Below are 14,246 nucleotides of genomic sequence, written 5' to 3'. Positions count from 1 at the left end.
TCCGTAACCGCCGCCCGTGCGGCACCATGGCCCACATGGCACGCACGTACGACAAGGGGCAGGGCCTGCCGGACCCCATCCGGCTGCTGGCCGTCCGCGACACCCCGCTGTCCGTGGACGAGGTCTTCGGCGCGGTCGGCGACGACGCCGCCGGGGGCACCGCCCTTTTCGTCGGCACCGTCCGCGATCATGACGGCGGCCCGGCGGAGGTCACTCGTCTGGCGTACTCCGCGCACCCCAGCGCCGAAGCCGAGCTGCGCCGGGTCGCGGAGAAGGTCGCCGCCGACTTCCCGGTTCGGGCGATGGCCGCGGTGCACCGCGTCGGCGACCTGCGGGTCGGCGATCTGGCGGTCGTGGTGGCGGTCTCCTGCCCGCATCGCGGCGAGGCGTTCGCGGCGTGCCGCCGCCTGATCGACGACCTCAAGCGCGAGGTCCCGATATGGAAGCACCAGACCTTCGCCGACGGCGCCGACGAATGGGTGGGCGCGTAGCGCCTGCGTCGGGAGGCGGTGGTCGGGGGGCGGGCGGGCGCGTAGCGCCTGCGTGGCGGCCTGGGCCCTTTGTGGATATGTCTCTTTGCGGACGCCAAGCCTCCACAAAGGACCGCATATCGTGCGCATTCCGCTTCATCGCTGGGCGCGTCAACTTGCGTAACTCCGTACCCGGGCTGAGCGTTGGACCAGCGAACGATTAATCTGCTCATAGGTCCTGCGTTGGTATGTGCGTGTGGTCGGGAGGCCGGTATGGCGGCTCTGGCATGGTTGCTGATTCCGGTCATCGGCGCGGTTGCCGCCACGGTGTGGGCGGGCTGGGCGGGGCGTACCCGCCGTACGGCCGGTGACGTGCACTCGCTCGCCGGGTACGAACGGTTCCGCGAGGCCATGGCCAAGACGCACACCGGCTCGGACGCCTGACGCGGACCGACCAGGCGGGATACCCGGACGGCCCGGCCCGGCAAGCCGCTTGTCATACCCGTCCCGTACTGTCATGGCATGCCACGCCGCACCGCGACCATGCTCACCTCGACGCTGCTGCTGATAGGGCTGCTCTGCGTCGGGGTGCTGATCCCCGTGCCTTACTCCGCGATGTGGCCGGGGCCCACGGTGAACACCCTCAGCGAGAACGAGGGTGAGCCGGTGCTCCAGATCTCGGACCACCGCACCTATCCGGTGACCGGTCATCTGAACATGACCACGGTCCGGGTGACGGGCGCGGACTACACGATGAACCTGGTCGAGGCGATCTCGGACTGGCTGTCCGACGACCACATCGTGGTGCCGCACGACACGCTGTACCCGAAGGGGCAGACCGCGCAGCAGGCGGACCAGCAGAACGCCGAGGAGTTCAGCCAGTCCCAGGACAGCGCCAAGGTCGCGGCGCTCGAGCAGCTGCACATCCCGGTCGGTTCGCGGGTGATCGTGGGATCCGTGGTCAAGGGCAGCCCGGCCGAGGGCAAGCTGCACGCGGGCGACGTGGTCAAGTCCGTGGACGGCACCGGGGTCGCCCAGCCCGGCGACGTCGCCAAGCTGGTCACCAAGCACAAGCCCGGCCAGGACGTGGTGTTCAACGTGGTCCCGTCCGGCGAGGCGGACAAGGCGGGCGCGGCCACCCGCCAGGTCACCATCAGGACCGCCAAGGCGGACGGCGGCCGGGCGATCGTGGGGATCCAGGCCATGCTGGGCCACACCTACCCGTTCCCGATCGACATCAAGTTGGCCGACGTCGGAGGTCCCAGCGCGGGCCTGATGTTCTCGCTGGGCATCATCGACAAGCTGACGCCGGACAACCTCACCGGCGGCAAGTTCGTCGCCGGTACCGGCACGATCGACGACAACGGCCAGGTCGGCCCCATCGGCGGCATCGCGATGAAGATCATCGGCGCCCGGGACGCCGGTGCGCAGTACTTCCTGACGCCCAAGGACAACTGCGCCGCCGCGGCCAAGAACACCCCGAGCGGGCTGCGCCTGGTGAAGGTCAACACACTGGGCGACGCTCTCAAGGCACTGACCGACATAAGGACCGGCAAGACCGCCGATCTGCCCAGCTGCACGGCAGGGTGACCGCCCGCGCGCCATCGGGCCGGGTGGCGGCGCACCGAATGCCGCCACCCGAGTGCCGCCACGTAAGCGGCGGCGCCGCACAGGCGGCCTTGACGCGGCTACTCCTCGAACGTCGCCGTGAGCGCCTCGGCCAGCCCCGGCACCAGGTCCTTGCCGGTGAGCACCTCGGTCGGCGAGTCCTTCTCGCGCAGCCGGATCGCCGACTCGCGCTCGCCGTCGCGCAGCACCGCGACCGTCATCCGCACCTCCTGGCGCTCCGGGTGCCTGGCCACCCAGGCCGTCAGACCGTCCTCGTCCAGTCCTTCGGGGATGGACGCCTCGGCGGTGGGCGGGAGCATCAGCCGCTCCACGGTCAGCGCGCACCCGGCGACCGCGTCGGGCCACGCGATGGTCGCCAGGAACTCGTCAAGCGGGGTGTTGGAGGGCACCTCGTCCTGTTCGACGGGGGTCAGTGCCCCGGCGGCCTCGTCGCCTTCCCCTTCCAGGCCGAGCTGGGCGAAGAGCATCGGCTCCTCGGTGCGGAGGCGGTCGGTGTCGACGAGGGCGAAGAGACGGGCGGGCTGGTCCCAGCCGAGCCCGGAGGCGTACTCGTCGATTTCGAGCACGGCACGGGTCAGCGGGGTCGCGGCGAGGGGGGCGCCGCCGGTGGGAGTGTTGGACATGCTGAACATCCTGCCCGTTCCAGGCCCCGGAACGGGAACCACGTAAAGCGTGAGTAAGTTGCATGGATGGGTGTCCGCCCCCGGACGCCGTACGGACGCGACGTAACGACGTATTTTCGAGGTGCGCACCTTGGCTTTCCAGATGCCGGAGCGAGGCGGCGGTCCCATGGGGCCGCGGATCACCGTGGGCCGGCCGTCCCGGCGTACCCGGACCCTGCTGATGACGCTCGCCGCGCTGGCCGTGCTGGCCATGGCGTTCGTGATGTTCTCCGGCTTCTGGACGGACTGGCTGTGGTACCGGTCGGTCCACTACTCGTCGGTCTTCACCACCACGCTGTACACCCGCATCGCGCTGTTCGCGGTCTTCGGGCTGCTGATGGCCCTGGCGGTGGGGGTGAACGTCTACCTGGCGCACCGGCTTCGGCCGCAGTTGGGCGCGATGTCGCTGGAGCAGCAGAGCCTGGACCGCTACCGGCTGGGCATCGCGCCGTTCCGCGGGTGGCTGCTGCTCGCGGTCTGCCTGCTGGTCGGGCTGATCGGCGGAGCGTCGGCCTCCGGCCAGTGGCGCACCTGGCTGCAGTACGTCAACGCGGTTCCGTTCGGCACCAAGGACCCGCAGTTCAGGATGGATGTCGCGTTCTACGCGTTCGACCTGCCCTGGTACCGCTTCCTGTTGAGCTTCGGCTTCGCCGCGGTCGTGCTGTGCCTGGTGGCGGCGGCCCTGGTGCACTACCTGTACGGGGGATTGCGACTGAGCAGCCCGGGAGCGCGGGCGACGGCCGCCGCGACCGGTCATCTGTCGGTGCTGCTCGGCCTGTTCGTCTCGCTCAAGGCGGTGGCGTACTGGCTGGACCGCTACGGCCTGGCGGTGAAGTCCAGCTCCTTCCATCCGACGAGCGGCTGGACCGGACTGCGGTACGTGGACGCCAACGCGTATCTGCCTGCCAAGACCATCCTGTTCTGCATCGCGATCATCTGTGCGCTGCTGTTCTTCGCGACACTGTGGCGGCGCACCTGGAGCCTGCCGATGCTGGGCCTCGGGCTGATGGTGCTCTCGGCGATCCTGATCGGCGGGCTGTACCCGGCGATCGTGCAGAAGTTCCAGGTGCAGCCCAACGAGGCGGCCAAGGAAGCGCCGTACATCCAGAAGAACATCAACGCGACCCGCGCCGCGTACGGCATCGACAACAGCAAGGTCACCGACTACCCCGGCACGAGTTCGACGCAGAACACCACGCTGCGGGCGGACGCCGACACCGCCGCGAGCATCCGGCTGCTGGACCCGAACGTGGTCTCGCCTTCGTTCCAACAGCTCCAGGGCATGCGCGGGTTCTACTCGATGGGCTCGCCGCTGGCCGTCGACCGCTACCAGATCAACGGCAAGGAGCAGGACACCGTCGTCGGACTGCGGGAGCTGAACCTCAAGGGCATCCCGGAGAGCAACTGGATCAACGACCACTTCAAGTACACCCACGGTTACGGGATGGTCGCGGCCAGGGGCACCACCGTCACCCCCGACACCGGCGCCCCGGACTTCACCGAGCACGACCTGCCGCCGAAGGGCCAGTTGGGCCCCTATGAGCCGCGTATCTACTACGGCCAGCAGACCAAGCAGTACTCGATCGTCGGCGGTCCCACCAAGGAGATCGACTACTCCGACGTCAACGGTGAGAAGAGCTACTCGTACACCGGTAACAGCGGTGTGAGCCTGGAGAACCCGGTCACCAGGGCCGCGTACGCGGTGCAGTTGGGCCAGCCGCAGATACTGTATTCGGGCGCGATCGGCAAGGGGTCGAAGATCCTCTACAACCGGACGCCCAAGGAGCGCGTCGAGGCCGTCGCGCCGTGGCTGACCATCGACGGCGACCCCTATCCGGCGGTGGTGAACGGCCGCGTCCAGTGGATCGTGGACGCCTACACCACCAGCAACGGCTACCCGTACTCGTCCCGCACCACCCTCGGCGACACCACGTCCGACTCGCTGACCGGCGGCAACCGCTCGGTGCTCGCCCAGCAGAACCAGGTCAACTACATCCGCAACTCGGTGAAGGCGACCGTGGACGCGTTCGACGGCACGGTGAAGCTGTACCAGTGGGACACCCAGGACCCGGTGCTGAAGACCTGGATGAAGGCGTACCCGGGCACTGTGGAGCCGCGCAGCGCCATCTCGCCGCAGCTGATGGCCCATCTGCGGTATCCGCAGGACCTGTTCAAGGTGCAGCGCGAACTTCTCACCCGCTACCACGTCACCGATCCGGCGACGTTCTACAGCGGCAGCGAGGTGTGGCAGGTGCCCAACGACCCGGCGAAGCGGGACAGCGGGGCGGTTCCGCCGTACTACTTGAGTGTGAAGATGCCGGGGCGGAGTTCCCAGGCCTTCTCGTTGACGACCACGTTGACGCCCAACCGGCGGGACAACCTGGGCGCGTTCATGTCGGTTGACGCGGACGCCAGCAGTCCGGACTACGGCACCATCCGGCTGCTCCAACTGCCGTCCAGCAGCAACGTGTCGGGGCCCAAGCAGGTGCAGAGCAAGTTCAACTCCGATCCCAGGGTGGCCAATCAGGTCAACATCTGGCAGCGGGGAGACTCCGAGGTCGAGTACGGCAACCTGCTGACGGTGCCGCTCGACGGGGGGCTGCTGTACGTCGAGCCGGTCTACGTACGCGGCGCGGGCACCAACTACCCGCTGTTGAAGAAGGTGTTGGTGAACTGGAACGGCGACAAGATCGCGTTCCGCGACACCCTCGGTGAGGCGCTGGACGAGGTGTTCAACACCTCGGGTTCCGGTCCCGCGCAGTCGCCGCCACCGAGCGACAACGGCTCCCAGCAGCCCGTGAACCAGACGGTGAAGCAGGCGCTGCAGGACGCGCAGAACGCGTACGACCAGGGTCAGCAGGCGCTGAAGAACAACGACTGGGCGGCGTACGGCAAGGCCCAGCAGGACCTGCAGAACGCCCTGAAGCGAGCCCAGGAGGCGGAGAGCCCACCGTCGAAGCAGTCCTGATCGGGTGATCTCCGCGGCTCGTGGTACAGTTGTTACACAACGACGCGGGGTGGAGCAGCTCGGTAGCTCGCTGGGCTCATAACCCAGAGGTCGCAGGTTCAAATCCTGTCCCCGCTACTGAAGAAACATCAGCGGCTGACGCCGCGGGGGGAAGGCCCGGAGTCAACGACTCCGGGCCTTCTCACTTGTCTGGGGGTCCACGAAACCGGTGGTTTGGCTACGTTGCGCTTCGGGAAGTCGGGATGTCGTGAAGTCGACAAAACGCTGAAGTGACCTCGGGGATGCGGTATACCAGGTGTACGCCGGTTTCGGGTGGTGCGACGATGGATCCCATGGGGGATGGTGTAAGCGTGCTGGAGGCGCGTCCGCTTCCGCGGGATACGGACGACGCAACCTCAGTGTCAGAGCAGCCGGTTGAGGCTGCCGCAGTGCTCGACGACGACGTACTGACCGCCCGTGAGGAAGCCGAGCTGCAGGCGCGCTACCGCCGCGCCGCCGACCTCGGCGACACCGCCGCGCAGGGCATGATCGGCACCCTGCTGCTGCGCAGGGGCGACCTGGACGGTGCCGAGCCGTATCTGCGCGCGGCCACGTCGGCCGGGGACCGGGCCGCCGCCAACAACCTCGGGGTGCTGCTGCACCAGCGCGGGTACGCGGACGAGGCCGCCGGATGGTGGCGGATCGCCGCCGTCGCGGGCAGTGCCGCCGCGGCGCACGCGCTGGGCCGCCACTACCGCGAGCGCGGCGACGAACCGGCCGCCGAGTACTGGCTGCGGCAGGCCGCCGAGACCGGGCACGTGCTCGGCGCGTACGCACTGGCCGACCTGCTGGAGCACCGCAGCGACGTGGGCGCCGAGCGCTGGTACCGGGCCGCCGCCGAGCACGGCCACCGCGAGGCGACGTACCGGCTGGCCAGGATCTGCGCGGAGCGCGGCGAGGAGGCCGAGGCCGAGCAGTGGTACCGGCAGGCGGCGGCCCGCGGCCACACCCGGGCCGCGCTGCGGCTCGGCACACTGCTGGAGCAGCGCGGCGAGACCAGGGAGGCCACTCGCTGGTACCTGACGGCGGCCAAGGACGGCGACCCGCGCGCGGCCTGCGCGCTGGGCTTCCTGCTGCGCGATGCGGGCGATGTGGAGGGCGCCGCCGACTGGTGGCGGCGGGCCGCCCAGGAGGGCGACGGCCAGGCCGCCAACGCGCTCGGCGCGCTGCACGCCCAGGAGGGCGAGACGCAGACCGCGGAGCGCTGGTACCGGGCCGCGCTGGAGGCGGGCGACGACAACGGCGCGTACAACCTCGGCCTGCTGTGCGCCGCCCGCGGCCGGGTCCCGCAGGCCGAGCAGTGGTACCGCAGGGCCGCCTACGCGGGCCATCGGGAGGCCGCCAACGCGCTCGCCGTGCTGCTGCTCCAGGGCGGCGACGCGGCGGGCGCCGAGCCGTGGTTCTCCAAGGCCGCCGAGGCGGGCAGCGTGGACGCCGCCTTCAACCTGGGCATCATCTGCGCCGGACGCGAGGACCACACCGCCGCGCACCGCTGGTACGAGCGGGCGGCGGCGGCCGGGCACACCGAGGCGGCGCTTCAGGTGGCCATGGCGCTCCAGCGCGAGGGCGACCTGACGGGCGCCGAGAAGCACCTGCGGTGCGCCGCGGGCGGCGGCAGCGCGGAGGCCGCCTTCCGGCTCGGCGCCGTGCTGGAGCAGGGCCCGGCGGAGGGCGGTGCGGAAGAGAGCGAGGAGTGGTACGAGCGGGCCGCGCGGCTGGGCCACCGGCGGGCGCAGGTGCGCCTCGGCATGTGCGCGGCCCGGCGCGGGGACTCGGAAACCGCCGCGCGCTGGTACCGGCTGGCCGCCGAGGCGGGCAGCCGGAACGGGGCCTTCAACCTCGGGTTGCTGCTGGCCCGCGAGGGCAGCGAGGCGGAGGCCGCGCTGTGGTGGACGATAGCGGCCCAAGGCGGCCATGGGCGCGCCGCGCTGCGGCTGGCGCTGCTGGCGGCCCGGCGCGGTGAGCTGGACGAGGCCGGGAAGTGGTGCGACCAGGCGGTCGAGTGCGGACCGGCCGAGGTGGCCGAGCGCGCGGCCCGGCTGGCGGACGCGCTGCGGCAGGAACTGAGCGCCTGAGCCCGGCGGGGCGATCATCGATTTGCCCTGCCCGACGCGTGTCGTCTACAGTGGTGACACAACGACGCGGGGTGGAGCAGCTCGGTAGCTCGCTGGGCTCATAACCCAGAGGTCGCAGGTTCAAATCCTGTCCCCGCTACTGAAGGAAGAGGCCAGAACCATTCGGTTCTGGCCTCTTTCGGTTCCGCTTTCAGTTCTCGGTCTGCCCGCCGTCGTCATTGATGGCCTGGTTGAGCAGTGCCTGTGTGTCATCGGTGAAGTACGGGCTGTACGAGATGTCGTCCACATGCGGGTCGTCGTCGGCCGGGCCGCCGCCGTTGTAGCCGCCGATGATGCCGATCAGCGCGCCGGTCCTGGCGCGGGGCTTGAGTTCCAGCCACGGGCCGCCGGACACCCCGGCCGAGTATCCGCCGCAGCGCATCTCGCGGTACTGGTCGTGGGCTCCGGACTGGAAGGTCTCCAGGCCGCAGCTGATCTGGGCGTCACCCGGGTTGTTGCTGTCCGGGTAGCCGATGGTGGTGATCCCGCGCAGGTGGTACGGCTGGTTGACTTCCAGGGTGTTGCCGCCGACCGCGTCCTCGATCTCCGGGCCGCCGGAGCGGGAGACCCGCATGAAGGCGTAGTCGTACCGCTCGTCGTTGTCCTTGGTGTAGCGCGGGTCGACCCAGATCTTGTCGACCTGCCAGGTGCCGTGCGGGCTGTTGCCGCCGGTGCGGCCGGGGGCGACGGTGAGCGACGAGGCGTAGGAGCCGTCGCCGTACACGCAGTGGGCCGCGGTGATCACGATGTCCGCGCCCGGGCTGTGCACCACGGCGCCGCTGCAGTAGGGGGAGCCGTCGCTGCCCAGCACCTCGACCACGGACGGGTTGGCCTGGCTCGCGCTGAGGTAGGTGCCCTTCTTCGACCAGTCGTCGGGCGGGTTCGGTCCGGTGTGGTGCTTGGCCTGGGCCAGCGCCACCACGTCCGGTGCGTACTGGATGAGACCGGCGGCGGCGAGGGCACCGGCAGCTGTCAGCGCGGCGACCCTCGTTCGGCTGCGACGGCGCACCCATCTACCTCCCGTCACCTTGTCCGACCGCTGATGAAGACGGCTTGAGCCAGGATAAGGGCAGAATCTGAGAACGGGCTCATAACAATCAAGAAACGGGCGCAACGCTTCGGCGGGACACCGGTTCTTGACGATGCGTCAGGTATGGTCGCCTACCTGTGGGTCGTATCAGGCTTCGGTAGAGGAGCGGTATGGCCTGGGCAAAGCCGAGCAAACTCTCTTGGAGCGGCGCTCCCGCTGGGTGATGCTGGACTTCTGGACAGCGTGGATTGGCGGCGGAGGCGGCATTGCTGCGCAGAGGGCAGGCGCGATCCGTATTGCGCCGCCGGGGTCCGCACCCCGAGGTGGAGGACGTCGGCCGCTGGCGGAAGTTGTGCCTGGCCGCGTCGACCGGCCACCGCGCCGCCGTGCGGTCGCTGTTCACCGCGCTGCGCACCGCCGACGAACGCGGCTCCGCCGAGGACCGCAAGGCCGCGCTGGACGAGCTGGTTCGCGCCGCGCCGCGGCTCTGGCTGGATCTGGACCGGTACGCCCGCTCCCCGCACGCCGTGACCGGCGCACACCCGACCGACGACTCTGGGCCGCTGCACCTGGTGCTGGCCTCCTTCGACCGGGACGGCCGGATCCGGCAGGCCGCCGTGGAGCGGCTGGCCCGGCGCAGCGGCCGGTACGCGGCGAGCGCACTGGCGCTGCGCACCGACGACTGGGTGCCCGCGGTACGGGAACGCGCGGTGACCGCGCTGCTCGGGCATGTCGCCCCCGACGAGGCCGCCGCGGCGGTCCGGTTGCTCGCCCGGCTCGACCGGCGGCGGCGCGCCGCGGGCGTGCTGGACGCCTACCGGATGGTGCTGTCCGCGCCCGAGCGGCGGCGCACCGTCCGCAGGCTGGCCGCGGAGCCCGATCCGCACGCCCGCCGCTTCGGCGTCGAACTCGCCCTGGAACTGGGCGAGTACGTCCGCGGTGACCTGGCCCGTACCGCACTGCACGACCGGGACCAGGTGTGCCGCACGCTGTGCGCGGCGCGGTTGCTGGAGCTGGACCCGGACCAGGCGGGACGGCTGATGTGGGCCAGGTCGGCGGTGATAAGGGAGTTGGCGGTGGCCGCGCTGCCGGACGACGTGCCCTCGGCACGGCTGGTCGGGCCGCTGGCCGACCGGTCGCGGATGGTGCGCGCGCAGGCCCGGTGGAAGCTGTACGAGCGCGGTGAACCGCCGGTCGACGTCTACCGCAGACAACTGCGGCGGTGCGGCCGGGCGACTCAGCCCCGGCTGGTGGCGGGGCTCGCGGCCGGGCTGGGGGAGTGCGGCGACTCCTCCGACCTGGCGGTGCTGGAGCTGCTGGCCGCCGATCCGAGCTGGTCGCCGGTGGTGCGCCGGGCGGCGGTACGGGCGCTGGGCCGACTCGGGCACGTCTCGGAGCAGGTGGCGGCGCTGGCCCCGTTGGTGACGGACGCCTCGCCGAGCTTGGCCCGGGAGGCACTGGACGTGCTGGCCGCGGGCTACTGCGCGCCGCCGAAGGCGCTGGCCGCGGCGCTGGCGCGGCCGGAGCCGCCGGTGTGGAAGGCGGCGTTGCGGGCGGCGCGCACCCTGGCGCACTGGGACCGGTTGGAGTTCACGCTGCGAGCCGCCGCCGATCCGCGACCCCAGGTGGCCGAGCGGTCCCGTGCGGAGTTGCGGCGCTGGACGCACGCGGGTTGGTCGGGCGGCGCCGTCGATCCGGCCCAACTGCGGCTGGTCGGCAGGTTGTTGCGGCAGGCACCGCTGTCGGAGCCGGACCGCATCGGCGTCGAGTGGGTGCTACGGGCGGCGGCACGGGTGAGCCGCCCGTCGTGATCCCCTTACGCCGTGGCGCAGTTGGGGCACAGGCCGCGGTAGGTCACCTCGACCTCGGAGACGGTGAAGCCGAACCGCTCCGAGGAGGGCAGGTCGGAGAGAAGGTCGCCGCTCGGGTGCACATCTCGGATGGCGCCGCACCGTGAGCACACCAGGTGCTGGTGCGGGCGGTGGGCGTTGGGGTCGTACCGCTTGGCGCGGCCGTCGGTGGCCACCTCGATCACCTCGCCGAGCGAGACCAGTTCACCGAGGGTGTTGTAGACGGTCGCACGGGAGATCTCGGGCAGCCGGGCGGCGGCGCGCGCGTGCACCTCGTCCGCGGTGAGGTGCACATGATCCCCGTCGAGCACCTCGGCGACGACCCGGCGCTGTGCGGTCAGCCGCCAGCCACGTCCGCGAAGTCGTTCCAGCAGGTCACTCATACCCCCAGCTTAACAGGGCGGGATCCGGATTCTGAATCCGTACGGCTTTGACCGCCTTCTTGACTTAGACTCTGTCTAGCGTAGGATCGGTTCTGGCGGCAGCCAAGGGACAGGACGACTCCAGGGAGACGCAAGTGACGGTTCAGGAGAGGGGCCCGCTGACCACCGAGGCCGGCGCCCCGGTAGCGGACAACCAGAACAGCGAGCAGGCGGGCCCCGGTGGGCCGGTGCTGGTGCAGGACCAGGTGCTGCTGGAGAAGCTCGCCCACTTCAACCGGGAGCGCATTCCGGAGCGCATCGTGCACGCCCGTGGCGCCGGTGCGTACGGCACCTTCACGGTCACCGCGGACGTCACCGGGTACACCCGGGCGAAGTTCCTCTCCGAGATCGGCAAGCAGACCGAGGTCTTCCTGCGCTTCTCGACCGTCGCGGGCAACCTGGGTTCGGCGGACGCGGTGCGCGACCCGCGCGGTTTCGCGCTGAAGTTCTACACCGAGGACGGCAACTACGACCTGGTCGGCAACAACACGCCGGTCTTCTTCATCAAGGACGCCATCAAGTTCCCGGACTTCATCCACACCCAGAAGCGCGACCCGTACACCGGCTCCCAGGAGGCGGACAACGTATGGGACTTCTGGGGTCTGAGCCCGGAGTCGACGCACCAGGTGACCTGGCTGTTCGGTGACCGCGGCATACCGGCCTCGTACCGGCACATGAACGGGTACGGCTCGCACACGTTCCAGTGGAACAACGAGGCGGGTGAGGCCTTCTGGGTCAAGTACCACTTCAAGACCGACCAGGGCATCAGGAACCTGACCGCCGAGGAGGCCGCCAAGCTCGCCGGTGAGGACCCGGACAGCCACCAGCGCGACCTGCGCACCGCCATCGAGCGCGGCGAGTTCCCGAGTTGGACCGTGCAGGTGCAGATCATGCCCGCGGCCGAGGCGGCCGACTACCGCTTCAACCCGTTCGACCTGACCAAGGTCTGGCCGCACGAGGACTACCCGCCGATCACCATCGGCAAGCTGGAGCTGAACCGGAACCCGGAGAACATCTTCGCCGAGGTCGAGCAGTCGGTCTTCTCCCCGGCGCACTTCGTGCCCGGTATCGGCCCGTCGCCGGACAAGATGCTCCAGGGCCGGCTGTTCGCCTACGGCGACGCGCACCGCTACCGCGTCGGCATCAACGCCGACCACCTGCCGGTCAACCGCCCGCACGCCACCGAGGCGCGCACCCACGGCCGGGACGGCGCCCTGTACGACGGCCGGCACGGCCGGGCGAAGAACTACGAGCCGAACAGCTTCGACTCCGTCAAGGAGACCGGGCGTCCGCTGTGGCAGCCGATCCGGCTCACCGGTGTGACGGGCGAGCACGCGGCCCCCTCGCACGCCGAGGACAACGACTTCGTCCAGGCGGGCAACCTCTACCGCCTGATGTCGGAGGACGAGAAGACCCGTCTGATCGACAACCTCGCGGGCTTCATCGCGCAGGTCTCGCGGGACGACATCGCCGAGCGGGCGATCAACAACTTCCGCCAGGCGGACGCCGACTACGGCAAGCGGCTGGAGGCCGCGGTCCAGGCCCTTCGCGGCTGACCGGACGCTCGCCGTCGAAGAAGAGGCCGGAGCCCTGCGGGCTCCGGCCTCTTCGGCTTCCGGTCCGGCGACCTACCGCCTCACACGATCGCGGCCTGCTCCGCGGGCACGTGCAGACGGCCGCGCGTCCAGCAGCCGATGATGTCGCGCACCGAGACCACGCCGACCGGGTGCTGGTCCTCCAGTACGACCAGATGGCGGAAGCCGCCGCGAACCATCGCGGTCGCCGCCTCCTCCAGGGTCCACTCCGGGGCCGCGAACACCACGTCGGTGGTGGTGTGGGCGTGCGCCGGCTCCTCGTCGGGGCTCATGCCGTCGCCGATGGCGTTGAGGATGTCGCGTTCGGTGAGGATGCCGAGTCCGCAGGTGTCGGGGTCGAGGACGACGGCCGAGCCGACCCGGCGGGCGGACATCAGTCTGGCCGCCTGTCGGAGGGTGTGGGCGGGGCCGATGGTGAGGATGACGGTGCTCATGGCGTCGCGGACCAGCATGGGGGCACCCCCAGAGAGAGAATTCACAAGTTCACAAGCTGGTGGACTCTCATACTCACACGCATCCGGAGCGACGGACAAGGGGCGTGCGGGGTTACCGGGGCTCGTGCGGGGTCACACAGCTCAGCGCGTGGGATTCAGGTAGCGCAGCAGTTCCTCGTGCAACAACCCGTTGGACGCCGCCGCGTTCTGCCCGTACGGACCCGGTTTGCCGCTCAGATCGGTGAACCGGCCGCCCGCCTCCCGGACGACCACCGACGGCGCCGCCATGTCCCACACGCTCAGCTCGGGCTCGGCGCAGATGTCCACCGAGCCCTCGGCCACCATCATGTACGACCAGAAGTCGCCGTAAGCCCGGGTGCGCCAGCAGGCCCTGGTCAGCTCCAGCAGCCCGTCAAGCCGTCCCTGCTTCTCCCAGCCGCTGAGCGAGGAGTACGACAGCGAGGCGTCGGAGAGCCGGTCCACCCTGGAGACATGCAGCCTGGTCGCCGCCGACAGGCTGCGCCCGGTGTACGCCCCGCCGCCCTTCACCGCCCACCAGCGGCGGCCCAGCGCCGGTGCGGACACCACGCCGACCACCCCGTCGTCACCCTCGGGGCCGCCCTCGCCGCGTACCGACAGGGCGATCAGCGTCGCCCACACGGGCACGCCGCGCACGTAGTTCTTGGTGCCGTCGATCGGGTCGATGATCCAGCGCCGGTCACCGCCGCCCTCGGTGCCGTACTCCTCGCCCAGCACCGCGTCGCGCGGCCGGGCCCGCTGCAACTGGCCGCGGATCAGCTCCTCGGCGGCCTTGTCGGCCTCGCTCACCGGCGTCATGTCGGGCTTGGTCTCGACCTTCAGGTCGAGCGCCTTGAACCGTTCGGTCGTCACGGCGTCGGCGGCGTCCGCCAGGACGTGGGCGAGGCGCAGGTCGTCGTAGAAGTCGGGCATGTGCGAACAGTAGCGATCGCGGCCGCGCCCCGGCTACGTGGCGTGGTGGCCGAGGCGTGTCCATCCCCGTGACGGCGGTCTT

Annotated in this window: 12 protein-coding genes and 2 tRNA genes; 9 read left to right on the top strand and 5 right to left on the bottom strand. The window is 70.4% G+C overall.

Annotated elements, in window-relative coordinates; all coding sequences use genetic code 11:
• The first annotated feature begins 26 nt into the window (after positions 1-26).
• From O5O46_RS01310 to O5O46_RS01300, 3 genes are all read left to right on the top strand, one after another.
• Positions 27-491 carry a molybdenum cofactor biosynthesis protein MoaE gene (locus O5O46_RS01310; protein WP_269853298.1) on the top strand — a complete coding sequence of 155 codons (465 nt, stop codon included), beginning with the start codon at positions 27-29 and terminating at the stop codon, positions 489-491.
• Between the two features lie 252 nt (positions 492-743).
• Positions 744-914, top strand: a complete 171-nt coding sequence (locus O5O46_RS01305; RefSeq protein ID WP_255927486.1) for a hypothetical protein — start codon at positions 744-746, stop codon at positions 912-914.
• A gap of 78 nt (positions 915-992) precedes the next feature.
• On the top strand, positions 993-2,060 hold the full coding sequence (locus O5O46_RS01300) for a YlbL family protein (RefSeq protein ID WP_269853297.1): 1,068 nt from the start codon (positions 993-995) through the stop codon (positions 2,058-2,060).
• Between the two features lie 98 nt (positions 2,061-2,158).
• Here the strand turns inward: O5O46_RS01300 and O5O46_RS01295 are convergent, their stop codons facing one another.
• Positions 2,159-2,722, bottom strand: coding sequence for a PPA1309 family protein (locus O5O46_RS01295; protein WP_269853296.1), 564 nt, complete (start codon positions 2,720-2,722; stop codon positions 2,159-2,161).
• Positions 2,723-2,888: 166 nt separating this feature from the next.
• On the opposite strand from O5O46_RS01295, the gene O5O46_RS01290 reads away from it, so the two are divergent.
• From O5O46_RS01290 to O5O46_RS01275, 4 genes are all read left to right on the top strand, one after another.
• Positions 2,889-5,729: a UPF0182 family membrane protein gene (locus tag O5O46_RS01290; protein ID WP_443072378.1), complete on the top strand. Its 2,841-nt coding sequence runs from the start codon at positions 2,889-2,891 to the stop codon at positions 5,727-5,729.
• A gap of 43 nt (positions 5,730-5,772) precedes the next feature.
• Positions 5,773-5,846: transfer RNA gene (locus O5O46_RS01285), tRNA-Met, on the top strand.
• 206 nt (positions 5,847-6,052) lie between these two features.
• Positions 6,053-7,843 carry a tetratricopeptide repeat protein gene (locus O5O46_RS01280; RefSeq protein WP_269853294.1) on the top strand — a complete coding sequence of 597 codons (1,791 nt, stop codon included), beginning with the start codon at positions 6,053-6,055 and terminating at the stop codon, positions 7,841-7,843.
• 65 nt (positions 7,844-7,908) lie between these two features.
• A tRNA-Met gene (locus O5O46_RS01275) sits at positions 7,909-7,982 on the top strand.
• Positions 7,983-8,033: 51 nt separating this feature from the next.
• Here O5O46_RS01275 and O5O46_RS01270 read toward each other — a convergent pair.
• Positions 8,034-8,891 carry a trypsin-like serine peptidase gene (locus tag O5O46_RS01270; protein ID WP_269853293.1) on the bottom strand — a complete coding sequence of 286 codons (858 nt, stop codon included), beginning with the start codon at positions 8,889-8,891 and terminating at the stop codon, positions 8,034-8,036.
• Between the two features lie 287 nt (positions 8,892-9,178).
• On the opposite strand from O5O46_RS01270, the gene O5O46_RS01265 reads away from it, so the two are divergent.
• Positions 9,179-10,723, top strand: a complete 1,545-nt coding sequence (locus O5O46_RS01265) for a HEAT repeat domain-containing protein (protein WP_269853292.1) — start codon at positions 9,179-9,181, stop codon at positions 10,721-10,723.
• A gap of 5 nt (positions 10,724-10,728) precedes the next feature.
• On the opposite strand, the gene O5O46_RS01260 is transcribed toward O5O46_RS01265, so the two are convergent.
• On the bottom strand, positions 10,729-11,145 hold the full coding sequence (locus O5O46_RS01260) for a Fur family transcriptional regulator (RefSeq protein ID WP_269853291.1): 417 nt from the start codon (positions 11,143-11,145) through the stop codon (positions 10,729-10,731).
• 134 nt (positions 11,146-11,279) lie between these two features.
• Between O5O46_RS01260 and O5O46_RS01255 the strand changes: the two genes are divergently transcribed.
• Complete coding sequence (locus O5O46_RS01255) at positions 11,280-12,740, top strand: catalase (RefSeq protein ID WP_269853290.1); 1,461 nt, start codon at positions 11,280-11,282, stop codon at positions 12,738-12,740.
• 80 nt (positions 12,741-12,820) lie between these two features.
• Here the strand turns inward: O5O46_RS01255 and O5O46_RS01250 are convergent, their stop codons facing one another.
• Entirely contained in the window at positions 12,821-13,231 is a 411-nt protein-coding gene (locus O5O46_RS01250) for a CBS domain-containing protein (RefSeq protein ID WP_269853289.1), read from the bottom strand.
• Positions 13,232-13,354: 123 nt separating this feature from the next.
• The gene (hisN, locus tag O5O46_RS01245; RefSeq protein ID WP_269853288.1) at positions 13,355-14,164 is read right to left on the bottom strand and encodes a histidinol-phosphatase; all 810 of its coding nucleotides are present in this window, start codon (positions 14,162-14,164) and stop codon (positions 13,355-13,357) included.
• Between the last annotated feature and the right edge of the window lie 82 nt (positions 14,165-14,246).

It is taken from the genome of Streptomyces sp. RPT161 (assembly GCF_027533845.1).
In the GTDB taxonomy this organism is placed as follows: domain Bacteria; phylum Actinomycetota; class Actinomycetes; order Streptomycetales; family Streptomycetaceae; genus Streptantibioticus_A; species Streptantibioticus_A silvisoli_A.
This window is presented reverse-complemented; position numbering and strand designations above follow the sequence as displayed.

What these genes read in the sequence shown, in the direction of transcription:
- O5O46_RS01310 (WP_269853298.1), top strand. Translation starts at nt 27, where the DNA reads ATGGCCCACATGGCACGCACGTACGACAAGGGGCAGGGCCTGCCGGAC.
- O5O46_RS01300 (WP_269853297.1), top strand. Translation starts at nt 993, where the DNA reads ATGCCACGCCGCACCGCGACCATGCTCACCTCGACGCTGCTGCTGATA.
- O5O46_RS01295 (WP_269853296.1), bottom strand. Translation starts at nt 2,722, where the DNA reads ATGTCCAACACTCCCACCGGCGGCGCCCCCCTCGCCGCGACCCCGCTG.
- O5O46_RS01290 (WP_443072378.1), top strand. Translation starts at nt 2,889, where the DNA reads ATGGGGCCGCGGATCACCGTGGGCCGGCCGTCCCGGCGTACCCGGACC.
- O5O46_RS01280 (WP_269853294.1), top strand. Translation starts at nt 6,053, where the DNA reads ATGGATCCCATGGGGGATGGTGTAAGCGTGCTGGAGGCGCGTCCGCTT.
- hisN (WP_269853288.1), bottom strand. Translation starts at nt 14,164, where the DNA reads ATGCCCGACTTCTACGACGACCTGCGCCTCGCCCACGTCCTGGCGGAC.
- O5O46_RS01260 (WP_269853291.1), bottom strand. Translation starts at nt 11,145, where the DNA reads ATGAGTGACCTGCTGGAACGACTTCGCGGACGTGGCTGGCGGCTGACC.
- O5O46_RS01250 (WP_269853289.1), bottom strand. Translation starts at nt 13,231, where the DNA reads ATGCTGGTCCGCGACGCCATGAGCACCGTCATCCTCACCATCGGCCCC.
- O5O46_RS01305 (WP_255927486.1), top strand. Translation starts at nt 744, where the DNA reads ATGGCGGCTCTGGCATGGTTGCTGATTCCGGTCATCGGCGCGGTTGCC.